This is a genomic window from Flavobacterium sp. SP2, assembly GCF_057626655.1.
In genome coordinates this window covers 1-24,422 of record NZ_JBVHBT010000001.1, presented here as the reverse complement: position 1 = coordinate 24,422, position 24,422 = coordinate 1, and the positions used below count along the sequence as shown (strand labels likewise).

Sequence of the window (24,422 nt, the reverse complement as noted above, 5' to 3'; positions counted from 1 at the left end):
TTTTTATTTTAATTGTCGGTATTTTTCTAGTAAATTGTTTAAAGTGATAAGTTCTTCTTTGGTTAAATTATTAGCAAATAGTTCTTCGTGTTGCACTACTTTTTCATCTAAAATTTTTAATAAATTCAAACCTTTTTGTGTTATTTGAACTTCGATTTTTCTTCGATTGTCAGGGCAAACATCACGAGTTACCAAATCTTTAAGAAGCAGTTTATCTATCAGTCGCGTAGTATTACTATTTTTAGCAATCATTCGTTCTTGAATCACACACATGTTGGCAGGAGTTCCTTTTTGACCTCGTAAAATACGCAATACGTTGTATTGTTCGCCAGATAATTCATGAGGTTTCAATACTTCATTAAATTTATCTCCAATTACATTTTGAGTATACATAACATTTAGGATGATTTTCTTAGCATCCGTAAGTGTTACATTCGATTTTATTACTTCTTCAATTGTCATATTGGTACTTGCGATATTTGTAGGTACAAATGTAAAAACTTTTTTATTTGTATATACAAATGTATTGTTATTTTTTTGTTAATAGTTCGTTATCTAGAAAAGTAGTTGAACTTGTACTATGTTGCAGATATATTCTAAAAAATGTATTTTTACAAAAAAAAATACTAGTATGAATTTATCTAAGGAAGATTGGAAGGCACAGCTTGAAAGTGATGTTGATGCAATAATTATAGATGTACGAACCGAAGAAGAATGTAGCGAAGGGATAATTCCGAACGCGATTATAAATGATCTATTTAAAGGTCAAAGTTTTATATACAGATTGGAAGAACTTGACAAATCGAAAAGTTATTATGTGTATTGTAAAGCAGGTAGCCGAAGCCAACAAGCTTGTACTATTATGAACCAACTTGGTTTTGAAAAAACTTATAATTTGATTGGAGGTTTTATGAATTGGGATGGTGAAGTTGCACTACCTAACTTGTAGCAGATAGGTAGGTTATACCATCATTTTTTTTTACTCTTTCAAAAATAGCATAATAGAATTCTTTTATGTTTTTGCGATTCAATTGACTTGTTTTTAGGGAGTGTTGTTCATTATTATTAAGCTTTATGACTATTTTGTAAAAATAAAATTTATGAATAAATGCATAGATTAATGATGCTATTGATAATAAACCTAACGTTACCGTTATAGTTAAATGTATCTCGGTATTGATAAAAAGAAAAATAGCTGCCACGATACTTGTAGTTAGAAAAGCCAAATTGGTATAAAAAACTCTTTGTTTAATGAGTTTAACTTTACTTATTGATGCTATAGAAATTTTGTTTTCAATAGCATTGCCAGCATTGATAATGATTTGTTTATCAGTTATAATTCCAAATTTTTTATCAAATTTTATTTGATCAATTGATTTCATGGGGTGTAAATTAATTGTATTAATTTACGTAGTGAAGTTTTTTTTGGATTTAGAATTTTTGTTTTTTTTAAATTAGTGAATTAGTATCAAAAATTAATATCCAAAAGTTTAACATAGGCGTACATGAAAATTGAAACTTAATTTCTTTAAACTACTGTTGTTGGCCTTTTAATAATATCGCTCTTGTTCGCATTTGTGCAATTCCCAACGGTTTTTTAAAAAATTATAAATCACACTGTTTTTCTTTGTGTTTTCGCTTGCTTCAAATTTTCCGCCATAAGGTTCTTTACTAGTACACATCATCATGGTTGTTCCTCTTAAAGCATATTTAGTATTGTCTTCATACATAATAATTTTCATATCGCCAGGATCCATTCCGCCTCGGCAGATAATTACGTACGGCAAAGTAATTTCAGTAATACCATCTGTATCTACATCTGTTATAGTAGTTGCTTTTGGAATAAAACCGGTGTACCAATCAACGCCGTAACATTTATTAAAATCATATAATTTCCAAATACGAGTGAATTCTGTTTCTAAATTGGTTTTTCTAAATAGATACGCATAAAGTTCTGATTTATCTTGAAGAACAAAACTAGTTGAATTTTCATCGTAGTCTTTCCAATTAAATTGTCCTGTGACAGTTTGAATTAAAATGTTTTCACCCAAAGAGTCGTTCCATTTTAGTGCTTCTACCACTGTTCCTTTAAAATCTAAAGATTTAGGAATTTCGTCGTATGAAATTGTATCTATTATTAATGATTTATCTGAATTTACTTTATCCCAAATGTTTTGCCACACTGCTGGTTCAAGTTCTTTAAATTTTTCAGAGTTAATTTTATTTTGACCACAATTCAAATTAAAAATTAAAAGTACAAGTATTCTTATTCCGTTTTTCATATAATTACTGAAGGATTTTATGTCTTTAATTAAAAAGTATAGTATTTATAAGCCGATAACTTTAATTTAAGTTCAAATTCAAAAACAAAAAACAAACTTTAAGTCAAGCTTTTTATCTTATTACTGCAATGGTTCTAATCATGGATATTCAAATCCAAATTCTATATTTTTAAGTTTGTTATTTTTAAATTTGTAACTAGCATAATAAATAGGCATGTTGTTATTGTACAACAATTTGGTTTTACTATCATTGGGTTGCTCAATTCTGTAGTTAAGTTCAATGCTGTTTTTTGAACTGTCTTTTGTCGTATAGCAATTTCCGAGCTTTTTAATAATTTCATTTTTGCTTAAACCTAGTTTAATTCCTTGTTCGGTTTTAAATTCGGTAAAATTTAGTAGCTTATTATTTTCATTTGAATTTTCCGAATAAGAAATCTTAAAAATACTTACTTGACTGCGATAACTACCTGGATGAACTGTTAAACCAAGTTGTTGTTTTTTGTCATTCGAATAAAAATAGTGCGTTGTGTCACCTCTTAAGCTAGTTTTTTCACCTAAAATATCTAAAGTACTTTCTACATTACTAATTTTAATACCCACAACCGAAGTATCAGGATTTGAAAAATGACATAAGTCTTGGTTCAACTCAGGCTTGATTACTTTTTCTTTTTCAGATGGTTCATCTTTTTTTGTAACTACTTGTTTTTCAATAGTTTTATTTTCTATATCGTTTTCTGATTTTTTACAATTCGTTATAATAGAAATCATAAAAAGTAGTACTAATAGTTTTTTCATGTTTTGATTTTTTTGGTAAGGTATTTAATCATACTACATTTTTTTGACTAAACGAAATAGGTAAGTGGTTCCATAAACTTATGATTATCACAAAAAATTAAATTTTTATAACAAACTTAAAATTAAGTTTGAAAAAACCAATTTCTTAAAAAAGCTTTAATTAGAAGTGCATTTTAATTTTCATCTTCTGTTCCGCAATAGTCATTATAATAATAGATCATTTCGGGTATTGTACTAACTTTAAATTCTCTTTTTTTAATTTTTTCAATTACAGCTGGGCAATCAAAAAAGTACCTTAATGATCTACTTTTAAAACTGAATGTTAATTCTGTCGCATTTGCCTCATTATTCTTTTTAACATAGTATGCACTTGAAAAATCATAATCGATGATTCGTCCAGAAGTATTAAAACCTGTATTTATTTTTAATCCATAAAAGGATTTTTTATATAAATTGACATTTCCTTCTTCAATAACTTGCATAATTATTGGTTTCGAATATTTATCGGGTTTGATATATTCATATTTTTCAGTGAATCCATAACCTGAAAAAATTAATCCTTTAGCAGTATCATATTTCCATTCACTTTTTTCACTTTTTAAATCAACTCTGAAATAGATTTTTTCATTTTTAATTTCTCCATATCCTTTTATTGAAGTTGAATCAATAAAAATAATTGTGGCTTCTCTTTCTTGGCTGAATATCGGAAGTGTCAAAAATAAAAAGACAATGTAGAATATTTTTTTCATTTGATTTATTTTGCTGACTTTTTTCTACCAGCATTTTCTGATTTTAAGACGTTGCGAACTACCATGACCAAGCCTTTACAAATATAAACAAACCTTATAATTAATAACCTTTCCTATTTCTGATAAATCCCTTGTGTAGCAATTTCTTTAACGGCTGTTACCAGTAGCTTTTATTTTCTACGGTTTGCTATTCTTTCTAGTAACACTTCCAATTCTATTTCTCCACCAACATTTTCATTCTGTTCAATTTCAAATACTTTTAACAATGAAGTCAGAGATTCCCTTTTCCACGCTTCTTTTTCCACGCTTAAAGTTTTTGAAAACCTTTCAATATTCTGAAATGTAAGTTTCGCATTTATTTCGAGTTTCAATTGGGATATAAGCTCACTTGATTCGCTTAATTCTGTTGGCCAATCGCTAATTGCTTCTAGTAAATTTTCCGCAACAGGTTTAAAGTTATTTTCTGTCTCATCATTTTCTACAGCGGTAATCAATTCTTCTGAAGTTATCATTTTCTCGTTTTATGCTTACGTAGTGAAAGTTACTGGCAAAGTTTCTGCGCTTCTCGTCAGTTGCGAAGTTTGGAACTTTATATTTTCTATCAAATATAAAATTTCTTGTAAAACTTAAACTTGAATTTACTGCAAAATTCGCAATCTTGCCAAACTCCTGTTGTGCGTTCGACATTATTTTTCTTCAAAACTATTCAAACATTTCAACATAATACTCATATTAGTTTCAAGATTATCTTCCAATTGACAAGAAGCAGTTAATGAGTAATATACACCTTTCTGTTTGCTTTTTAAAAGTAAAGAAATTGTTTTTGTAGATTTTTTATTATCCGATTTAAAGTGAAAAAAGTAAGATTCATAACTTGTATTTTTTGTTTTACCACTTTCTACAATTTTTTCATTAGAATTTTTCTCAATTAACTTTTTCATTGATTCAAATTCTGTTTTCAAATCGTTATTATTTTCTTCGCTTTTATACTTTTGGACAGAGATTATTTTAGTAAATCTTGTTATCGAATCTGTTTGTCCAGCATCAATTCCATGAATTATTTTTTTATTGTCATATTCTTCAACTTTCCAATACCAATTTTTTGGAATTAAGATTGAAAAATCATTTGTTGGATAAGTAATTTTTGTTTTTGCGAATTTGACAGGTAAATTTATATACTCATCTACAGTTGTAAATTTTTCTGAACAAGACGTGAAAATCAATATGATTAAAGCTAATTTGATAAATTTCATTTTCTATTACGGGTTTTCTATAATGACGCAGAACGTTTCGTAGTTTCATAAAGTTGCGAACTACCAAGACAAAGCCTTTACAAATATTAACAAACCTTATAATTAATAACCTTTCCTATTTCTGATAAATCCTAAGCCACAACCTTTCTTGCAACGGCTGTTATATTTTTACTCAAAACCATATCTCAAAACCATGTTAGAATTTACATTTCGTTTTCTCATCTGGGCAGGTTTCCATTCTTTCGTTTTAATAATTTTATTCAATTCACTTTCAAAATATTTTTCAAATTTATGATTAGATTTTATTTCAAATAAAAATCCAAAATTTGTAATTTTTGCATTTCCATATTTGTCCACAAAGAAATATATATTTACAAAAGCTGAAACATCATAATTAGGTCTTTTTACATAACCTTTTGGGTAGATAATTGCTTTATCAATTTCGTCTTGCATTACTTCACTATATTCATCTTCGCTATCATCCTTGTCATTTGGATAATTTGGTCTTATATCACATTTAGCATAATACATTGTGTCATTAATATGCTTATTTAAATATTTCTCATCTGCGCTATTTAGCAATGAGTCGACAAATTTTTCTCCATATTTTTGATTAATTTTTTCATCCATTAATTTGCAATAACAATCTTCAGTTTGATTTTCGTAAACAATACAAGAAGAGCCTTCATTTCTAAATTCAAGATTGTTTTCTTTAAGTATTTCTATTAATTCCTTTTCATAGCGTAGATAATGATTATAAATATTCCCTGAATGATGACAATAAGTTAATTTACCATTTTTTATTTCTTTTTCTGCTTCTGAAATTTCTTTTAAGCAAGTAGTATCTTCTTGTTTAATTGATTCAATAAATGAACGTTTCGGTTTACTTTCAAATTGGCATGAAGCTAAAGTTATCAATGAAAATATAAAAAGAAATGTCTTCATAAAATTTGTTGTTCTTTTAAGGAATAGTAATCGCATTTATATAGCGCCATTACAATTCAGTTTTCCACATTCTTTTTTCAGTGTCCACTACAATCACTTCTTTATTATCAACTTTCTGAATTCTTTTTGGAGTAATCTCTTTTGGAAATGAAATAGTGTGTTTAATTTCAAAAAAGTCATTTTTATATTCAAGAATCTGCATGTTATATGCTTCGTCAGTTCCAGGATTATTTAAAACTATATACTTTTCGGTATTTTCTATTCTCAACGGAAAACCTTCAAGTAGTAGTTGTCTGCAACTTTTGGTTTCCAATAATATGTAGCTCTCTGAATTATATTCTATTTTTTGTATAACTATGATTGTGTTTTTAATTACACCAAGCTCTTCAAATTTCACAAAATTTTCGTCAGAATCAGTATCTGAAAACTCTATTTCTTTCTTATTTTCACATTGAAAAGACAAAGTAGTACGACCCCGATATTTATTTTCATTTTTGACCATAGCTATTTCTTCAAACTTTTGCTTTACAATTGAGTCGTTCACTTGAATAAACTTATTTTGTGAATAAGCACAAAAGCTTGAAAGTAAAATTAAAAAAATATATTTTCTCATGGATTCTGATAAGGTGTCCTATTGTGTTTCTCGGCTTCAAGAAATGGCGAATTTCGTAAAGACATATTTACTACTAAGATAAAAATTCTTGCGAAAGAAAGAGGTGAATTTACTACAAAATTCGCAATCTCGCCAAACGCCTTTTAGCAGTAGCTATTTTTGTTTATCCCAAACTTCAAGCATTGTTTTTAAATCGCTATACTCTTCCAAAAACGCTCCATCAGGTTTGTATCTATTTTCGAATTTATAAAAATAGTCACGTGCTTTATTGTTTTTTGAGATTGTTGCAATGAAAAGCCGATTCACTAATTGCATTTTTTCATCATTAAGTTTTTCGTCTGCGCTTTCAAATTCTTTTAAAGTAAGTAATATTTCAGCGTTATTATATTTTCTAATTTCTTGATTAAGAAATTTTTTTCTTTTTAATTGTTCATTTTGAAAGTGAAATTTTTCAATGCTCCAAATAGTTGAAGTATAAGTTCTGTTTTTTCCAGTTGGTAAATTAATTAGTTCTTCAACAATTAAAGTGTCTTTTGTTGTTTTTAAATTACACGTTTCTGTTGCGCCCCAAAAATCAATTATCTTTTTTTCTCCACAAATAGTTAGAACAAATTCAGAAAAATCTATTGGTTTGTTTTCACCATTTCTATAACCACATAATGCAATTCTTTTTCCGTTAGATAATTGATAAACTGTATCTGTTTTTGTACCTGCAAAATCATTTTCTGCGCATTTACACTCTTCATTATTTGCTTCAGAAACTGATAAATTATCTTTTTGTACTCCTTCTGGATTTGGAACTAATTCTCTATTTTGATAATATTCAGTTTTGATTTCACTCGATTGTTTACAAGAAACAAAGAGGAGCAAAGTGCTAAATAGTAATATTTTAAGTTCGTTTTTCATATAGTTACTGCTAACGTGTAGCCGCTTCAAGAAGTGGCGTACTTAATTCACTGAAACTTACAAATATAAACAAAACTTATAATTAAAAACCTTTCCGATTACTGATAAATGCCATGCCTCGCAATTTCTTGAAACCGTTGTTAGCAGTTGTTTTTTGTTAGTCTATTGTAAAGATTAAAAAAAGAATAACTCTTTTGTCAGTGCTCACAAGCTTTATTGTTTTTTCGGCAGTGACAGTATCATACTTTTCACTAATGGCCAAAAGATTATTTAAATTAGGTACTTCGAAACTAGTAATTATTTTTCCATCTTCTTGAATATCTAATCTGTATTTATCATTTAATGTTGTTAATGGAATTATTTCATCATCTGAAAATCCGACTGAAAATGGTGATTTAAAACGTTTAACGTAAAATGGATTTGATTGCAGGTAAGTTAAATTGTCTGTTTGATTAACCAATAAGAAAAACGATTGCCATTTTTCACGAATTGACCTATCGACCATACTTTCTTCTTCAGGATATCTAGTACCATCTTCCACTAGTTTCAGGTTATAGTAATCATTTTTAATTACTCTTACACTAGTCAGCCGTACTTTATGGCTTATATCTGAATTTATTTCAGGCAAAATTTCGTTTTTCACAAATAGATAAATCACTGCAATAAAGAAAATTATACCTAAACTTAGATAAATCGTAAGTAGTTTTTTATTTAAGTTTGTCATGATCGTGATGTGTATTAAAATTGCTGCTAACGAGTCTCGGCTTCACGAAGTGGCGACTTTCAGCACGGACTAAACAAATATAACTAAAAATTTATATCACCAGCGTACTTTCCTGACTTGCCCAAGCCAAGCCATTGATGCAAACCAATGTTAACAACAGTAATTATTTTACAAAGTATCTTGTTTTATTCAGATTTCCAACACTTTCAAATAGTTGTAAATCAATTCCTTTTTTCAAATCTCTACTTGCAGTTGCGGATGATAAATCTTTGAATGTATTCATATAATCTTTACGAGTAAATACTTTCGCACCAAGCTTTATGAAGTATTCTAAACGATCAATATCTTTTAAAATTCTATTGTTGTAACTAAGTAAGTTCTCTAGAGATTTGTTAATTACATCAAGCATATATTCAATGAAGAATGTTGATTTCCCATTTTGATCACTAAGCGACAGCGATTTATAATATTCATCTTGTGTTTGGCTAATTAAAGTTTCAAAAGGCAAAAACTCAAATATTGGATATTCGTGCATTAATATTAAAGTTTGCCACAATCTTCCCATTCTTCCATTCCCATCCAAAAAAGGATGAATAAATTCCATTTCATAGTGGAAAACACAACTTTTAATTAATGTTATTTCTTCTGAGTCATTCAAATAGTCAAATAGATCTTTCATGAGAAAAGGAACATTTTCAAAAGGTGGAGCCACATGTTCCACTTTATTTCCTTTCACTATTCCAACTCCTTTCGTTCTGTATTTTCCAGCACTTTCAATTAATCCATTCATTAGTAGGAGGTGAGCTTTTAAAAAGCTTTTATCTGAATTGAATTTATATTCTTCAAGTTTTTCGTAAACTTTAATTGCATTTAATACTTCTAAAACATCTTTTTCAGGACCAATAATTCTTTTATTTTCAATTAAGGCAGTGATTTGCTCTTCTGTTAATGTATTGCCTTCAATTTGTAAAGAAGAATGGATTGTTTTAATTCTATTCTGTTTTCTTAATTGAGGTGATTGTTTGCTTAGGTAATTGGCATTTACTTCTCCAAGCTTTTCAGATATGGAAGTAATTAATTTTAAAATCGTAGGAGTAATGTCATATGGTGGCTTCATTGATAATATCATTTGATAGTATCAAAAGTAGTTTTTTAAAACTGAATGTCCAAATAGTATTGTTGTTAACGAGTCTCGGCTTCACGAAGTGGCTACGAATCAAGACCAAGCCTTTACAAATATAAATAAAACTTTAAACTAAAGACCTTTATAATTTCTTATAAATCCCGTGTCTTGTCATTCTTGAAGCCTTTGTTAGTGGCTGCTTTTTAAGGACATCTTTTTTTGAACTCTTCCGAATTGAATTCAATAATTTCTCGACGCAGCCTCGACAACTTCTCGACAAGGCTTCGACAATTTCTCGACAAGGCTTCGACAACTTCTCGACAAGGCTTCGACAACTTCTCGACAAGGCTTCGACAACTTCTCGACAAGGCTTCGACATTTTCTCGACAAGGCTTCGACAACTTCTCGACAAGGCTTCGACATTTTCTCGACAAGGCTTCGACAACTTCTCGACAAGGCTTCGACATTTTCTCGACAAGGCTTCGACAATTTGTCCACAGTATTAGAAACAAAAATACGCGATGATATAAGTTCGGACTTTCATCAAAGCAACACTTTTTAAAGGGCATTCTGATTCATAATAAGTCACGCTCCGCTTGGTCTCCTAACTTTACGGAGTTAAAAAGGTCTAAAGCTTCCTAACTGAATGTGATAAAAGCGTTGCTAAAGTTCTTCAATTTTATAGAATCAAAAATTCCGCAAGGTAGAGAGACCATGCGGAATGTGTTGCTACATTCCAAACAATTTTTTATCGTAAGCTTCCGCATAGAGTTTCGGTAGCACTTTCTTTCTATGACGTTTTCTTTTTCGTTCAGCTTCTTTTAAAGTAGCAAAACAATATGATGACTCATTAAGTACAATTAATCCTATGTGATTGCAATTTTCAGCAATAATAACTTGCTCTTCTTGAATTCCGATACAATTAATTTCTATTTTTTTGATTTCACTAGTTAAAGTAAATTGGAAGTTTCCGTCTAAATCAGTTGTAGCAATCACTTTTGAGTTGCTAGTAATTTGAATGCCAGGAAAAGGTTCTAAATTACTACTCCCATCTAAAATTTTTCCAGTAATTATTCTTTCCTGTCCAAATGTCAGTTGAAAAAAAGCAAAAAATAATAGGTAGTTTAGATTTTTCATAATCTTGTCGCTATCGTCCTTAGGCTTCGCCTTTGTTGCGGACAAATTAACAGAGAATTTTTGGATTAGCCAAAATAGTATAAATACAAAAAAGCAAGTAAATCAATCGCAAATCCCCAATGAAGCGGAACCGTCTTAAGTTTGTTTTTAAGCACAGTTCTTTGTTGGCGGTAGTTATTCTTACTATTCGCGTTCTTTTATGAACATTATTATTTTATTTTTATCAATTTTCGAAATTATTGTATCGCCTTGTATTGTGTCAATTTTATAACTTTTATTACCGAATTTTAAGTGTTCTTTATCATTAACTGAATTTAGATATTTATAAGGTTTTTGTTCATTGCTATAATCATTTTCTAAAAAGCCTAATTTTTCAACTGCAAATCCTTCACTTCCAAGAAACCAATATTCATTAAGTATTCCGTTTTTATATCTATAAATATTTTGAATTAAGAAATCTGTATTTTCAAACTTTAAGAAACAGCTTTTAGGGTACATTTTTTTATTCTTTTCATTTTTTTTAGCAATGATTATTTTGACGTTTGGTTTTGTATAGAAATATAGAAATACAAAAACTGATAATATTACAGTTATTAATACAATTAAATATTTCGTTATGTTTTTCTTTGTTTTCAAGGTGCTCAAATAGGGGTACTGCTAACGTTCTTGCGATACAAGCAGTTTGGTGTTAAATAAGCGTTATCTTTCGGATTTACCAAATCCTCCAAATACAAACCAATTTTTCCATTAAGCCACATGCCCATATTGCTTGTAGCGTGTGTTGTAGGGCGTAACAATATGAACAAACTTTTACTATTTAAATTTAATTTCAATTTGTTTTTGGTTTTATTGCTTTTCATTTCGCAAATGGCTACGTATTTTGCACTTCCCTTAGGTTTGTAATTCCGATTATTTCAGTTAGTTTTTTCAAACCGTTTTTAGAAATAATTCTAAATGCGATTTCAGTTATTATAAATCTAAAAACCACAATAGACATTAATGTCGGAAGAATTAGTGCAATTGAAACTTCAATCTCCTTGATAAAAAATGATATAATAAATCCAACGATTGGAAATAAAAATATGATTGATAACATTATACGGAACGCTTTATTAATTGTAATTTCAATTAATCCTTTTTGTGATTCTAATTTTCCATGTAAAACACAAAATGCTCCACGTCCAGGTTCTGATGTGATTATTTTAAATCCGTTTGCATTTACTTGTCCAATAAACGCTTTTTTAGTCCATTCTGAAGAAAGAGAATCCGTAATCATCGTATTGTTTTCCAATTTCGATAATGCTTTCGAACTGTCATTTAATAATTCTATTTCATAATGTTTAATTGGAAATATATTCATTTACGTTCATTTTTTCAGTTATGCACTACAACCTTCGGCGGCTGGCTTTCATTGGCAATGATTTGACACTGACCTTGACAAATATACCGAAAAATTTAAAACACTTGACGCCATTCCGAAGGAATGAATTCTCTCACCAAGCGCTTGCTGAAATAGCCCAAGCCTTTGCCATTGAAGTAAACCGTTGATATCGATAGTGTTTATTTAATTAAAAGAGTGAGTCGCACAATTAATTATGCCTTGAAGAAATAAATTGTCAGATTTGAAATTTTTAATTTCTTCTTCTTTCATTTTCTTGAGATTACTCGAATTTGTCAAGTAATAAGTGATTGCATCTTTTACTTCTGCGTAGTTAAAAGTTAATCCAAAATATTTTTTTCCTTGAAGTTCAAACATTTCGTTTTTCTTTCTGACCGGAATATAGTGTCTATAAAAAATGGAATTATCTTGTATAAATACCTCACCCTCATTTCCTGAGCCTAATGCTTGCCATCCTTTTTCGTTCTTTTCTAAAAAAATCAATTCTGTTTGGCCAACTTTATAATCTATCCAGCGAGATGCACAAGTCCAATTCTTAAATTTGACGATCTCTAATTGTTTATTTGGTTTGCCTTTTATTATGTCTTCAAATTCAACTGTGAAAGTATCTTTGCTAACTGTTATTATTTTGCATCTACCAATTACTTCGGCCTTTTCAACCAGTTCAATAATTGAGTAAGGAGTATAATCTACTTTTATGTGTGTAGATATTAAAAATATTACTATTGAAATTATTTTCAGTTTCATAGTTAATAACATTATCAATAACGTCTCATGGCTGCATAAAGTGGCAACTTTTAGCACGGACCAATCAAATATAACCAAAATTTAATTACACCAGCGTACTTTCCTGATTGGCTCTGACCTCGCCATTGACGAAAACTGATGTTAGCGTTTGGATTTTTAGTTAGTTTTATTGTTTTTTTAAAGGATCTCGCAAGTATTCTGCAATTTCTATTATGTTCCCATCAGGATCAGTTGTAGCAATACCTTTAAGGAAACCAGAAGCTTCAAAAATTTCACTAGTAAAGACAATTCCTCTATTTCTTAACTCTTCGACAGTTTTATATATACTATTAGTTCTGAAGATAATGTGAGTGCTGGTCATTTTTTCATTACGATTAGAATTAACTTCATAACCAGCGAAAATAGAAATTCTTACATTTCCAGCTTTAACTGAAAACAAATTAATAGCAGGAGTTTCTTCAATAATTTCAAGACCAAGTTTGGTAACGTAAAAATCTTTTGCGTTTTCTATTGATGAAACGTGAACTTCTATGTGTTGTACTTCTAAATTCATAATATCATGAAATTGGTTTTTTTAGGCTTGTCACTACTGTTTCGTCGCTTGGCGTAGTAATCGCAAGTTAAAGAAAAATGTAATAAGAAATACTGAAATTTGGAGTATTTTCCAAGAAAGACAAAACAAGTTATTAAACCAAACGAGAGTTAGGCGATTGCAAAATGTATTTGCTTGAATAGTAGATATAAAACTAAACTTTCGTCTGGTTCAATATTATATTCTTCCTTAATTTATTCAATTGGATCTTTTTTTTCAAATCCAAATTCATAGAGACTACTTTCATCAGAAATAAAACAGCTATAATAATCCATTTCAATAATTCTATTAAAAAAGTCAACTGCTATATGTTCATATTTTTCAATTTCAATTGTACATGCAAATTGAATTGGGACAGTACTTCCTGGTCTTGGAAGTTTGCTATTTTCATTTCTATAGTTACGGAATTTATCTTTGAGTTTTTGTTTTGCAATTTCTGAAGTTGCTCCATGCTCCATAAACAGACACCAATTTGTTAAACTTGCAACATATTTAATATCTTCTTGTTCTGCATTTTCGTTTCTCCAAATTTCTAATGGATAATCTTCAAAATCCCATTGTTTTTTAAAGTACGATAAGGTTAGCCTATAAAATGCTTTGATGTGCTTCATTATTTGTTTGTAGTTTTCCGGTTTCTGATTGCTTGCGTCTTACGGGTAGGTGCTTATCGAGGTTGCGAACTTCGGAACTGATTATTTTCTATCAAAGATAAAATGTCATGCGAAAGAAAAATGTGAATTTTTCATATCTCTCGCCATTTCTTGAAACGGCTGTTAATGTTTATTTTTATTTTTTCCACTTTCTGTTTTACCATCTTCATTTTTTTCTATGTTGTCTAATTCTGGAGTTGCACTAATTCTTGATAAAAAATGAATTGTTCCAGTTGTTTTAAATTTTTTGGTCGCCCAAATTAGTCCAATAATAAAACCAATAACCGAAATAATAATTCCGAATATCATTCCATTTTGGTTTGGGAAATAATAATAAATTCCAAAACCAAAACCAATTCCAAGCAGAGTAGGCGACAATACAATTTGAATCCAACCTATAATTTCAGTTATTATTTCAAAAACTTTATGCATTTCTTTTTTGAATTAGTAATCATTCAATTTCAATAATTTAGTATTTAATTTTAATTGCAATTTTAAGTTAAACATTAATTGTTTTTATGTTTTTTTCTTTTGAGCATTACTATTTCGGCAGTTTTTGTAATTCCAATTAGTATTAAGTGTGCAAATAAAAATAATCCACCGTAAAACAAAATTGCTAAAGAATTTCCGTATTTGAAATTTTCTTCATCCGAAAATAGGTATACCATTAAAGAGAAATAAATTATGTAAAATATAAGATTTACTTTAAAAAATGTTTTTCTATGAATAATCAATCCTCTAACTAGATATAAAAGTAACAAAATGTAACAAATATAAAGCATTATATATTCAGAATCTGTCGGTAGCATATTTTCTGTTTTGTTTTCGTTTCTGCTAGGGCAAAATAGTCACAAACTTTCCGACGCTTGGCAAGGTTGCGAAGTTCGGAGCGAATTATTTTCTGTTAAAGATAAAAATTCTTGCGAAACGTGAACGTGATTTACCACAAAATTCGCAATTAAGAGAAACGGCTGTTAGCAGCTGTATTTTATTTTAATAACCAATAACAAATTCCACCAATTATTGCCAACACAACGATTATTTGATTAATTAATAAATCGTATCTCTTTCCGGGAATTTTGTGTTCAGGATATTCTATGTTCCATTTTCCTTTTTGTGCAAATTCAAGCAACATATTTGGTGTAACTGCTATTCTTTGGACGTGACTATTAGGCGGTTTAAATAACAATCCACCAATACTTCCGACACCTTCTTCTCCAGTATGAAAATACCACAAATAGGTTGTCATATCGACATTAAAATGCTTCGAATATTTCTCAATCAATTCGTGAAAATCATCTCCATAACAACCAAGATCATTTTCGATGTCGCTATCTTCGGCTACTTTTTTGGTGCCAATTTCTTCTTTAACGAATTCTAAAATTTCGGTTATGCTTTTCATGCAGGATGTTATGTTGTATAATATAGCTGCTAACGTGTCGCGGCTTCAAGTATTGGCGATGAACCAAGACCAAGCCTTCACAAATATAACGAAAACTTTAAATTAAAAACCTTTCAAATCTCTTATAAAACTTGTGCTTTGTCATTTCTTGAAACCGCTGTCACCAGCAGTTTTTATTGATATTCATCTTTTACTCTATTCCATTTTTTGTTTTTGTAAACATATATAGTTTTTAAATTACTCAAACACATACCTGTATAACCGTAATCAATTATTGCAATTGTATATTCTTTATTGAATATTGGTTTCAATATATATTTTAAATCTTTACAAATTTTTGTTTGAAAATTCAAATCTTTATTTAAAATTCTTAGTGAATCACGATTTATTATTTTAATGTTTCTTTTTAACAAGATATTTTCATCTAATACAAAATTTTCTGAAAGTTTATTCAAGCTATCAAGTTCCTTTTTGTTTTTTAGTGAAAGTTTTTTAGTGTAATAATTGACATATTGAAACGTTGGACTTTCAAGTGTATCAATTTCAATCATACTTTTTTTAGGGATATCTAATAAACAATCTAAATTTTCTTGAGAAATAATATATTCAATAAGTTCATTAGCCTTTTTATTATATTCAAATTTCGGCTTAATAATTTCCTTTTTACAAGAAACTAATAAAAATGTGAATGATATAAGTAGTAAAATTCTAATTTTCATACGATTTTTTTTTCGGCAAAATTGCTTGTAACGTTCTGCGGCTTCATGAAGTTGGGGATTTAGTAATTCCAGAACTTTCAATTAAGACCGAAGTTCAAAAGTACAAAACAAACTTTAAATTAAGCCCGAAACCCCCAATTTCTTTAAACCGTTGTTAGCAGTAGTAGCTTTTTTCATTACATGATTGAAAATAAATTCCAAAACGCTAAAAGGAATGAAATTACTCCTAAAAATTTTAAAATTATACTCTTATTTCGAATAAGTACTATTCCACAAAGGCTAAATAATATTGTAAATATAATAGCTGCTGGTTGAGGATTAGTTTCAATTAAAGGCTTTAAAGCATCTGGAAATCTCGAAATATATTTTGCTTTCATTGTAGGGAAATCATCATATAGGTCATTATTTTTCTCAACAAAAATTATCCAATCTAGCATGTATAAAATGCCAAATGTATAAAGAAATAAAGCTAAAATGTTTTTCTTTTCCATTACAAAATGTCTGATTAGTTTGAGGTTTGTGCTATTTCTCCTAACGTTCCGCCGCTTCTCGTCAGTTGCGAAGTTCGGAACTTTTTATTTTCCGTTAAAGATAAAAATTCTTGCGCAACGTGAACGTGATTTACCACAAAATTCGCAATTAAGAGAAACGGCTGTTAGCGGTAGTTATTCTACTTTTCGTAACAAACGATAATATATTATGCTGCTATTTCCTTTTCCACTACCATCATCTAAACTCATCATTAAATCGCCTTTTTTTATAGTGCTGCCAATATCTTTTGCAAATAAATTTACACCCCAAATTTCTCTGTAATCCTTAATTTCAGGATTTACAATAATCATGAATTTACCATTATATTTAAAAGTTGGAGTGCTGTTTGGTAGTGCTTCAAAAATCTGTTGCAATTCTTGTTTTGTATAGTTTGCATCTTTATCTGTCATCATTGAAAATTCCCTGCCGTCATCATAAAATGCAAACCATTGATAGGGTTGAGGCCAAGGATTTTCTTTATTCATTTTTTCTAGTTTGGGAAAACTTACCATTTTCCAAATGCCTACTAGTTCACTTCTTTCTGGCCAACCGCCTGCGTCAGATTTGTTTCCTTCTTGAGAAACCGCTGCAATGGAAATGAATAACAATGAGATACATAACATTTTGTGAATTTTCATTTTTTCTATTTTTATTGGAGGTTTGTTCTAATTACTGCTAACGTATACAGTTTGCACCAATTGCTGTTTCAATGATTGACCAAAACAAATCTACAAAATTTCTAAGAAAGATAGCGTAGTAGTAACCAGCTTACTTTCCATGAAGCGTAGAATAAAAAGCGCAAGCCCAATTGTTGCAAACTGTTGTTTTACAACGTTTATTTTGCACTCAATTTATAATTCGGAACTGAAATACTTTTTACAAAGATTAACCCGTCGTACATTTCTGAAAATTTTTGTGTGTACAATTTAATTTGTTCTGGATTATAACCTGGTGCACCTAATACTAGTTGTTTATTTTTCTTTTTGAAGAAATTGGTGGTATCATTATTTGATGCTTTTGAAATATCAATAAAGAAAATATCTTCTTTTGCTTCATTAAGTGTTTCTGCGTACGTATTAGGAAATGGTTCATTTATCTGATAAGTTTTTAACGTAGCTGGTTCATTTTTGTTGAAAATATAGCCACCAAGAGTACCTTTGCCAAAATCAAATCCTACACTAAAATAATCATCTTTATAATATTCTTTCAGATGTCTGCCTAAATTATACATGTTTCGATTACTGTAATTTCCAAAGCCCTTATTATTTATATGTTCGTTATGCGCCCAAATAAATGCTTTTCCATTTTTTGCTTTATTTTCAATTATCCATTTAACGTTTTCAAACATTTTCAAATCTCGGTCTTGAAAATTATAATTTTGTACATAGTAAGTGTATTTTTTTAAATAATTTAGGGCTCTAATTGTAGTATTGAACTCAATATTAACTTCATTTTTAACACTTTTTTGAAAATCTACTAAAACATTTTCAATTTCATTTAGCTTTGGAATTTGAATAGTAGCCCAATCGTTTGATTTCTTATATTCAACTTTTCTATCCACACACGAATCTACTACTGATAGAAGTTCTTCACTTATAGGAATGTTATATTTTTTAACTACATTTCGTATCTCTTGATTGATGCCTTTTACGTTCTGAATGTCCATTCCATAAAAGTGAATTTGCTCGTCTTTTGTTTTATTGAGGTTGTAATTTCTCATCCATTCTAAGAGGTCTACAATTTCTTTGCAATACCAAGGAACCATACCGAAATAATTGGCAATAGTTTCTGCATTACCTTTACCACCACTGATCCATTCATTTATTCCAGCTTCTGAAGGATAAGAATCTTCAATTATAAAAACTTTGATATTTTGAGTTTCGACTAAATATTTGAAGAATTTAGCCTTTATATCGAAAAACTCTTTTCCATGATGAGTAGCTTCTCCAAATCCAAATATTTTTGCATTTTCAAATCTCTTTGGAATATTGTCATTGAATATTGAAAGTTTTGTATTGGGATTAGCATCTTCAATTTTGATTGAATTTTCATTAATCCATTTTATGGTTTCATCCTTTTGTGCATTAATAGGAAAAGACAGGAAAAATGAAATTCCTAATAAAAATATCTTCATTTGCAGTTTTTTAAATGTTTTAGTCAGTTTTGCAGTTACAAGAAGTTGCGTACTTGATCACTGACAATTTCAAATATAGACAAAATTTAGTTTCAAAAATTACCAATTCTGATAAATATCAAGTCTCGCAATTTCGTGAAACGGCTGTTGGCAGTAGGTTTTTTTATTTCTTTTTGCTTCTGTTTTTGGTTCCATAATATCCTGCCCAAAGTGACAGTAGAGGAGCTATTGCCGCAATCAATTTTAGCGTTGGAATTTCTCTTCCTTTATATATTCCGTAAATAACAATAATAACTACTGATATTGTCATTATAATAAGAAATGGATAAATCCAAACTCTTTCAAAAAAAGTTCTTTTCCTAATAATATTTATTTTGTTTAATTCTTTAAAATTCTGAATTTTAGTTTCTAAATCAATACTAAATTCGTCAAATTCAATTGTATTACAAAAATTTGAATTTGAGTACATTTTGAATTTCTCACCATTTAAGAGTTTAATTTGTAATAATGTGCCATTATAAACTTGAACTAAATAATTTTCAATTTGATTAAATTCTATTTCCTTTTTTTCATTTTCAAGTATAATTTTTACTTTTTCATTTTCTAATTCTGCGGAACCTATTTTTCGAATTTTCTTTCGATTTAACCTAAAAAATAAAAAAGGAATACCAAAACATAAAATTAGAATTAATGGAAAAAATAAAATTTTAGGCAATTGAATAATTTTTGATATTCTAATAATTCCAAATAATGATAATAAGAAAAACCCAATACATATTAAAAATAATTTAGACGCATATTTTTGATTAGAATATTCAAATTTATATTCTTTCATAATTTTAAGTTTTCTTTTAGTTTCTGTCGTTCAAAATCTCTGCCAACGTTCGGCGATTTCAAGAAGTGGCGATGAACCAAGACCAAGCCTTAACAAATATAAACAAAACTTTGAATTAAAAATATTTTCGATTTCTTATAAATCTTGTGTCTTGTCATTTCTTGAAAGCGCTATTGACAGCTGGTTTTATCTGATCGATACAAAATGATTTCTTTTCCATTTCGAATTGCATATGGAAATTGAATTATTTTCCAAATTTCAATTATTCTATTTTTATGCTGCGAGTTTTCGTATTCAAATAGAAAATGACTAGATAAGTCTAAGTTTCTATCCATTTTTATGTAAGCTTGAAAGTCATTGTATTCTTTTTCAAGAATTTCTAGAAGATAGTAGTATTCATCAGTATTAATGTAGTTTCTTTTTTTTATTCTAACTACAATATTATCAAATTGATTAATTTTTTCATTTATTTGATTGCGTTCCGTTTCTTTTGGCAAATAATCAATATAATCACTAGTAATATAATCACCTGAACCAAGAATTTTATATTCAGAAGTTTCTCTATTAAACGCAATTGGACCAGTTCCAATTAATTGTCCTCTTTCATCGTCAAGTTGATAAATTTTATGTTTATAATTAATAAATATATATTTTGAAGTATTGGTGATTGTACCAATTGTATAATCGTGACCGATATTTTCGTCAATTATTCTTTTAACAATATTTTTATCGATTTCGTTCATATAAACTTGTTGCTAACATGTTGCCGCTTCACTAAGTTGCGGATTTTCAACATTTTTTATTTTAAATATAGACAAAATTTAGTTTCAAAAAGTACCAATTCTTATAAATGCCAAGTCTCGTAATTTCTTGAAACGGCTGTTGCGAAACGTTTTTTATTTTTTTAGTCCTATAAATTTCCAAAAGTTGAATTTTGTTTTTTTATTTGGTTTGGTTTGTTTTGTTCTTGGTAGATTTTTTCCAGCTCCAAATATGATTTGATTTCTATTTTTTGTCTGTCTTTAACAACAATTCCATAATGATTGCCAATATTTGAACTGATTTCTTCAAATTTACCAAGTGAAATCATTTTATCATTAATTCTTTTTCCGTCTGCATAATCTTCAAAAATTTCAATAGGTAAAGGTCTATATTTTGGTGTTGAATTAATGAACTTGGAAAAAAAATATGGATCTAAGTCGCCAAATTCTTTTCCAAATACAAGAGAAACTTCTATAATTTGTCCTGTCCTGTTGTTTTCAAAACCACAATGAAAGCCGTGAACAAAATATCTCCAGTCTTCAAGTTTCCCAATTTGTCTTTTGTCTCGTTTAAGTAAGTTAAAAGTTTCCATTGGAAAGTCTTTATTTAATTTCAGTTCAAGTTTATCAACTAACTTTAACAATAATTCTTCTCCCAATTGTCTATAATCTTTTGCACATTGTTCAAAAAAATCTTGATTATCTTCAATTTCTTTGTCAGTTATCAGTTTTACAATATTAATCTCTGGTTCAATTGTATGTATTCCAATTTGAAAGTTAAGTAGTTTGTTTTTTAAATCCTGACCAATTGCTTCTCTTTTATTTTGAACGCTTTTATCAAAAACAAGCTTCATAGTCCGTTCTCTAGAAATGTCTAATATTGTTTCAATTGTTGGGATTTGTCCAACCGAGTTTATTTTTATTATTTCTGTAGTTCTTTCCAATTATGTTGGTTCTTAAAATTTTAGTTAACGTTTCGCCTTCAAGAAGTGGCGATGAACCAAGACCAAGCCTTCACAAATATACACAAAACTTTGAATTAAAAATATTTTCGATTTCTTATAAATCTTGTGTCTTGTCATTTCTTGAAACGGCAGTTGGCAGTAGGTTATTTATTTTTTTGATTGTAAGTATTGATAGTATTTTCTTTGAAATTCGGAATATGAACTTATTTGCGAAAAATAATACTCAATTATATTTGAATTGTTTTCACAGTGAGATAAATTACAATTTTGAATACCAGTTAAATTGAAATACGGCATCATTTCAATTCTATCGGCAACTATAATAGCAACTTCTCCTTTTGTGAGGTATCTATTCTGACAATCTGAAAATAAATTTGTTTTTGTTGGAAGATCAAAAAATTTAGCTAAATATAACAAAGCTTTTTTCCATATTGATTTTGGATGTATTTAAATCCAGACGATTTTACAATTTCTTTTGAATTTTTAGCATTCAAAATTTTCGTAAAATTCTGCTCCACATCTTGTCCTTTTTGAGCATAAGCTGCAAAAGAGAATATAAATAGTAGAAGTACTCTTTTCATACAGTTGGTTTTAACTTGCTGCTTGCGTTCTAAGGCTTGCCGTCTGTTGCTGCTGCAATCATTGACCAAAACAAAACTACAAAATTTCCTATAAAGATAGCGTAGTAATCAGTTGGTTATTTTCCACGAATACTAAAATAGCATCTGCAAGCTCAGTAATTGCGCAAAACGGTTGTTACCAGCTGTCAATTAAGTTAATTATCGATTTCTTGCAATTTGAATATTCTCCAAAAGTCTTTTAAATATAAATTCAAGTTCGTACCATTCATCAGGCAGGTTTTCCCACCATGAGAACGTTGACTGGCTGTAATAATCACCTATCGAAATTTGGTATTGTGTTCCGTCTAATCCTATTGAATCGAACTTTACAAACGATTTTAGATTTAAGTTTTCTAGGATTTTTTCTGTTTCAAAATAGAAATTTGCGTCAATTTCTCCCTTAAAATTTAAAATTCTAGGAATAAATTTTCCAAATTTTAGTTTTATACGTTCATCCTTAAATTCACTGTACTTTCGATAATCTGTAATTGAATCCCATGAAGCATATTTCCATTCGAATGTATTATTTTTTTTTGATACACTTAATGTTTCATAGGCATCAAAAGTGGGATTAATTGTTAAACCAATAAAATTTTGTTTATTATGTGAAAAGTTAAGTTCACTAATAATTAATGATTTAAATTTTATCCAATGATTTAATTCCTCATCCGTCATCACATTGTAGGTTGCAAGTTTCTAGTATATTTTATTGGTTGCTGCTACCGTTTTGTAGCTTCATAAAGTGGCGATGAACCAAGACCAAGCCTTCACAAATATAACGAAAACTTTAAAATTAAAAAGCTTTCAGATTTCTTATAAAACTAGTGCTTTGTCATTTCTTCAAAATGCTGTTGGTGGCTGTTTTTAATTTTAGTTTCTTTTTTGATTTTACCATTCTCTTAACTTTGCTGTAGTGTCTTCACTCTTAGAATTATAACCTTTTTTAAATCCAATACTATTGATTATATGGCAAATAGCTTCTCTTTGGTCAGTTTCAATTAATCTTCCTCCACATTTTTTATTTAATTCATTTAATTGCATGACGGTACTATCAATTAATTTTAGACCTTCAATTTTAGATTTAGATTTAGCACTATTTACTTCAAAAGTTTTGATTATTTTGATGCACTTCTCTACATCTTTTTTTGTATATTCATTATCAGCATATTGAAGGTAATTAATCATTCCAATTTGTAAATTTTCAGTAACTTCTTTTATGCTCTTGTTTTCATAAATACTATATTCAGTAGTATTTGTTATCTCATTTTTTTCGATTTCATTTTTTTTATTTTGTCCGCAAGATGTAATTGTAATTGTAAAAATAAGTATAGTTATAATTTTCATTTTTTTCATTTTTTAATTTGATTATCTATATATCCGGCAATTTTGCTAAAATAGTCAGCGTCTCTTGGCTTGCATTTAGTGCCTTTTTTGAACACAGACGCTAACAAATATAAACAAAATTTTAATGCATCAGCGTACTTTCCTGATGAGCGCAAGCCTCGCCATTGATGAAAACCAATGTTAACAGCTGCAATTATTAATTTATTTTGTAACTCCAATGATTACTCCAAAATCACCATCAGTTTGTGACCAATTTTTTTCAGGTAAATATGTTCTTGAGACAAAACCGTCAAGATATAATGCATTTTTGCAACCTAATTTTTTAAAATATTCTGCAAACTCATAAAAGTTTATTTCTCTTTTTGACATCGCAAATATAATTTTGTTGTTAGGCAAAATTCCAACACCGTTTCTAATATTTAAATTAGTTGAATTTTCCTTGAAAGCAGAATGAATTTCTCCATTGACAACAAGCATTGGACCAGATTGTGTTGCGAATTTTATTTTTCCATTGTCTGTAAATTCATTGGTTTTGCATATAATTGGATTTCTATCAGTTGAAATATAAAAAACACCATTTGGTTTTAAATAGAAGTTACCAGTTCCATAAGTTGTGTCAATTGCAACTTTCTTTATTTTGTTTTCAATGTATAAACCTTGTGGCGAATTGTCTTTTTTGTACATTCCACCATTTGTTGAAAACACAAGTTTCTTTTTTTTTGTTTTTAACCACAACTTTAGATTTTCAGCATTTTTAAAGCTTTTTCCATTTTCATTTTGCCAATAAAATTCAATATTCTGCTTTTTAGGATTTACAATATAACTGATGAATCTTTCGTCTTCAATTTCTACTTTCCTAGATTGAGCAAAAAAACCGACTGAAAGAGTTGTAATTATTGCTAAAAATAGAAGAGTTGTTTTTTTAGTCATTATTGAAATTGTTGCTGTTAAAGTTTCCAAGCTTTCGCTCTGTTGCTGCTGCGAACACTAACCAAAACAAATCTACTGAATTTCTTTGAAAGATAGAATTGTAGCTACCAGATTATTTTCCACGAAGAACAAAATAGCAAGCGCAAGCCCAGCCTTTAGATTTGTGCATTGAATTATTCGTAATTTTATGCTAACAACCAAAACTGACAAAGTGAACCATCAAGCCCGCAAAGTTAATAGACTTATCAATTGATAAGGACTTTGTC

At 29.0% G+C, this 24,422-nt stretch carries 33 protein-coding genes; 1 reads left to right on the top strand and 32 read right to left on the bottom strand.

All coding sequences use genetic code 11. The annotated features are described in order from the left end of the window. Window positions 1–3 precede the first annotated feature (3 nt). On the bottom strand, window positions 4–462 hold the full coding sequence (locus tag ACZ098_RS00165) for a MarR family winged helix-turn-helix transcriptional regulator (protein ID WP_487309706.1): 459 nt from the start codon (window positions 460–462) through the stop codon (window positions 4–6). 169 nt (window positions 463–631) lie between these two features. Between ACZ098_RS00165 and ACZ098_RS00160 the strand changes: the two genes are divergently transcribed. After that, the gene (locus tag ACZ098_RS00160; RefSeq protein WP_487309705.1) at window positions 632–949 is read left to right on the top strand and encodes a rhodanese-like domain-containing protein; all 318 of its coding nucleotides are present in this window, start codon (window positions 632–634) and stop codon (window positions 947–949) included. Here the strand turns inward: ACZ098_RS00160 and ACZ098_RS00155 are convergent. The 31 genes from ACZ098_RS00155 to ACZ098_RS00005 all read right to left on the bottom strand — a co-directional run bounded on the left by ACZ098_RS00155 (window position 939) and on the right by ACZ098_RS00005 (window position 24,156). After that, entirely contained in the window at window positions 939–1,382 is a 444-nt protein-coding gene (locus tag ACZ098_RS00155) for a hypothetical protein (protein WP_487309704.1), read from the bottom strand. The genes ACZ098_RS00160 and ACZ098_RS00155 overlap by 11 nt on opposite strands. 168 nt (window positions 1,383–1,550) lie before the next feature. Further along, window positions 1,551–2,282: a M949_RS01915 family surface polysaccharide biosynthesis protein gene (locus tag ACZ098_RS00150; RefSeq protein WP_487309703.1), complete on the bottom strand. Its 732-nt coding sequence runs from the start codon at window positions 2,280–2,282 to the stop codon at window positions 1,551–1,553. A gap of 138 nt (window positions 2,283–2,420) precedes the next feature. Beyond that, a complete protein-coding gene (locus ACZ098_RS00145; protein WP_487309702.1) occupies window positions 2,421–3,077 on the bottom strand; it encodes a hypothetical protein in 657 nt (218 codons plus the stop codon). A 173-nt stretch (window positions 3,078–3,250) separates the two neighbouring features. After that, on the bottom strand, window positions 3,251–3,826 hold the full coding sequence (locus ACZ098_RS00140; protein WP_487309701.1) for a hypothetical protein: 576 nt from the start codon (window positions 3,824–3,826) through the stop codon (window positions 3,251–3,253). A gap of 170 nt (window positions 3,827–3,996) precedes the next feature. Continuing rightward, window positions 3,997–4,338: a hypothetical protein gene (locus tag ACZ098_RS00135; RefSeq protein WP_487309700.1), complete on the bottom strand. Its 342-nt coding sequence runs from the start codon at window positions 4,336–4,338 to the stop codon at window positions 3,997–3,999. Window positions 4,339–4,512: 174 nt separating this feature from the next. Beyond that, on the bottom strand, window positions 4,513–5,079 hold the full coding sequence (locus ACZ098_RS00130) for a hypothetical protein (protein ID WP_487309699.1): 567 nt from the start codon (window positions 5,077–5,079) through the stop codon (window positions 4,513–4,515). Window positions 5,080–5,247: 168 nt separating this feature from the next. Further along, window positions 5,248–6,024, bottom strand: coding sequence for a hypothetical protein (locus tag ACZ098_RS00125; protein WP_487309698.1), 777 nt, complete (start codon window positions 6,022–6,024; stop codon window positions 5,248–5,250). A 49-nt stretch (window positions 6,025–6,073) separates the two neighbouring features. Further along, entirely contained in the window at window positions 6,074–6,568 is a 495-nt protein-coding gene (locus ACZ098_RS00120) for a hypothetical protein (protein WP_487309697.1), read from the bottom strand. 222 nt (window positions 6,569–6,790) lie between these two features. Further along, a complete protein-coding gene (locus ACZ098_RS00115) occupies window positions 6,791–7,543 on the bottom strand; it encodes a hypothetical protein (RefSeq protein WP_487309696.1) in 753 nt (250 codons plus the stop codon). Window positions 7,544–7,700: 157 nt separating this feature from the next. Further along, on the bottom strand, window positions 7,701–8,267 hold the full coding sequence (locus tag ACZ098_RS00110) for a hypothetical protein (RefSeq protein ID WP_487309695.1): 567 nt from the start codon (window positions 8,265–8,267) through the stop codon (window positions 7,701–7,703). A gap of 163 nt (window positions 8,268–8,430) precedes the next feature. Continuing rightward, on the bottom strand, window positions 8,431–9,384 hold the full coding sequence (locus ACZ098_RS00105; protein WP_487309694.1) for a Fic family protein: 954 nt from the start codon (window positions 9,382–9,384) through the stop codon (window positions 8,431–8,433). Window positions 9,385–10,119: 735 nt separating this feature from the next. Beyond that, on the bottom strand, window positions 10,120–10,527 hold the full coding sequence (locus ACZ098_RS00100) for a peptidase associated/transthyretin-like domain-containing protein (protein WP_487309693.1): 408 nt from the start codon (window positions 10,525–10,527) through the stop codon (window positions 10,120–10,122). A 183-nt stretch (window positions 10,528–10,710) separates the two neighbouring features. After that, the gene (locus ACZ098_RS00095) at window positions 10,711–11,025 is read right to left on the bottom strand and encodes a hypothetical protein (protein ID WP_487309692.1); all 315 of its coding nucleotides are present in this window, start codon (window positions 11,023–11,025) and stop codon (window positions 10,711–10,713) included. Window positions 11,026–11,398: 373 nt separating this feature from the next. Beyond that, window positions 11,399–11,887, bottom strand: a complete 489-nt coding sequence (locus ACZ098_RS00090; RefSeq protein WP_487309691.1) for a hypothetical protein — start codon at window positions 11,885–11,887, stop codon at window positions 11,399–11,401. A gap of 204 nt (window positions 11,888–12,091) precedes the next feature. Continuing rightward, complete coding sequence (locus ACZ098_RS00085; RefSeq protein WP_487309690.1) at window positions 12,092–12,673, bottom strand: hypothetical protein; 582 nt, start codon at window positions 12,671–12,673, stop codon at window positions 12,092–12,094. A gap of 166 nt (window positions 12,674–12,839) precedes the next feature. Continuing rightward, a complete protein-coding gene (locus tag ACZ098_RS00080) occupies window positions 12,840–13,226 on the bottom strand; it encodes a VOC family protein (protein WP_487309689.1) in 387 nt (128 codons plus the stop codon). A gap of 233 nt (window positions 13,227–13,459) precedes the next feature. Further along, window positions 13,460–13,876 (bottom strand): hypothetical protein, encoded by a 417-nt coding sequence (locus ACZ098_RS00075; protein WP_487309688.1) that lies wholly within the window; start codon window positions 13,874–13,876, stop codon window positions 13,460–13,462. Window positions 13,877–14,038: 162 nt separating this feature from the next. Next, window positions 14,039–14,347, bottom strand: coding sequence for a hypothetical protein (locus tag ACZ098_RS00070; RefSeq protein ID WP_487309687.1), 309 nt, complete (start codon window positions 14,345–14,347; stop codon window positions 14,039–14,041). Between the two features lie 74 nt (window positions 14,348–14,421). Further along, the gene (locus tag ACZ098_RS00065) at window positions 14,422–14,724 is read right to left on the bottom strand and encodes a hypothetical protein (RefSeq protein WP_487309686.1); all 303 of its coding nucleotides are present in this window, start codon (window positions 14,722–14,724) and stop codon (window positions 14,422–14,424) included. Between the two features lie 179 nt (window positions 14,725–14,903). After that, window positions 14,904–15,317, bottom strand: coding sequence for a DUF1493 family protein (locus ACZ098_RS00060; protein ID WP_487309685.1), 414 nt, complete (start codon window positions 15,315–15,317; stop codon window positions 14,904–14,906). 173 nt (window positions 15,318–15,490) lie between these two features. Next, complete coding sequence (locus ACZ098_RS00055) at window positions 15,491–16,036, bottom strand: hypothetical protein (RefSeq protein WP_487309684.1); 546 nt, start codon at window positions 16,034–16,036, stop codon at window positions 15,491–15,493. A gap of 176 nt (window positions 16,037–16,212) precedes the next feature. Further along, the gene (locus tag ACZ098_RS00050; protein WP_487309683.1) at window positions 16,213–16,527 is read right to left on the bottom strand and encodes a hypothetical protein; all 315 of its coding nucleotides are present in this window, start codon (window positions 16,525–16,527) and stop codon (window positions 16,213–16,215) included. Between the two features lie 174 nt (window positions 16,528–16,701). Continuing rightward, on the bottom strand, window positions 16,702–17,205 hold the full coding sequence (locus ACZ098_RS00045; protein WP_487309682.1) for a hypothetical protein: 504 nt from the start codon (window positions 17,203–17,205) through the stop codon (window positions 16,702–16,704). Between the two features lie 197 nt (window positions 17,206–17,402). Further along, window positions 17,403–18,701 carry an erythromycin esterase family protein gene (locus ACZ098_RS00040; RefSeq protein ID WP_487309681.1) on the bottom strand — a complete coding sequence of 433 codons (1,299 nt, stop codon included), beginning with the start codon at window positions 18,699–18,701 and terminating at the stop codon, window positions 17,403–17,405. Between the two features lie 163 nt (window positions 18,702–18,864). Next, on the bottom strand, window positions 18,865–19,536 hold the full coding sequence (locus ACZ098_RS00035) for a hypothetical protein (protein ID WP_487309680.1): 672 nt from the start codon (window positions 19,534–19,536) through the stop codon (window positions 18,865–18,867). A gap of 170 nt (window positions 19,537–19,706) precedes the next feature. After that, window positions 19,707–20,279 carry a hypothetical protein gene (locus tag ACZ098_RS00030; protein ID WP_487309679.1) on the bottom strand — a complete coding sequence of 191 codons (573 nt, stop codon included), beginning with the start codon at window positions 20,277–20,279 and terminating at the stop codon, window positions 19,707–19,709. A 167-nt stretch (window positions 20,280–20,446) separates the two neighbouring features. Next, window positions 20,447–21,241 carry a DUF6896 domain-containing protein gene (locus ACZ098_RS00025; RefSeq protein WP_487309678.1) on the bottom strand — a complete coding sequence of 265 codons (795 nt, stop codon included), beginning with the start codon at window positions 21,239–21,241 and terminating at the stop codon, window positions 20,447–20,449. 425 nt (window positions 21,242–21,666) lie between these two features. Further along, window positions 21,667–21,843, bottom strand: coding sequence for a hypothetical protein (locus tag ACZ098_RS00020; RefSeq protein ID WP_487309677.1), 177 nt, complete (start codon window positions 21,841–21,843; stop codon window positions 21,667–21,669). A 198-nt stretch (window positions 21,844–22,041) separates the two neighbouring features. Further along, window positions 22,042–22,557, bottom strand: coding sequence for a hypothetical protein (locus tag ACZ098_RS00015; RefSeq protein WP_487309676.1), 516 nt, complete (start codon window positions 22,555–22,557; stop codon window positions 22,042–22,044). A gap of 213 nt (window positions 22,558–22,770) precedes the next feature. Continuing rightward, a complete protein-coding gene (locus ACZ098_RS00010; protein ID WP_487309675.1) occupies window positions 22,771–23,226 on the bottom strand; it encodes a hypothetical protein in 456 nt (151 codons plus the stop codon). Window positions 23,227–23,427: 201 nt separating this feature from the next. Continuing rightward, a complete protein-coding gene (locus ACZ098_RS00005) occupies window positions 23,428–24,156 on the bottom strand; it encodes a phosphodiester glycosidase family protein (RefSeq protein ID WP_487309674.1) in 729 nt (242 codons plus the stop codon). Window positions 24,157–24,422: the final 266 nt, after the last annotated feature.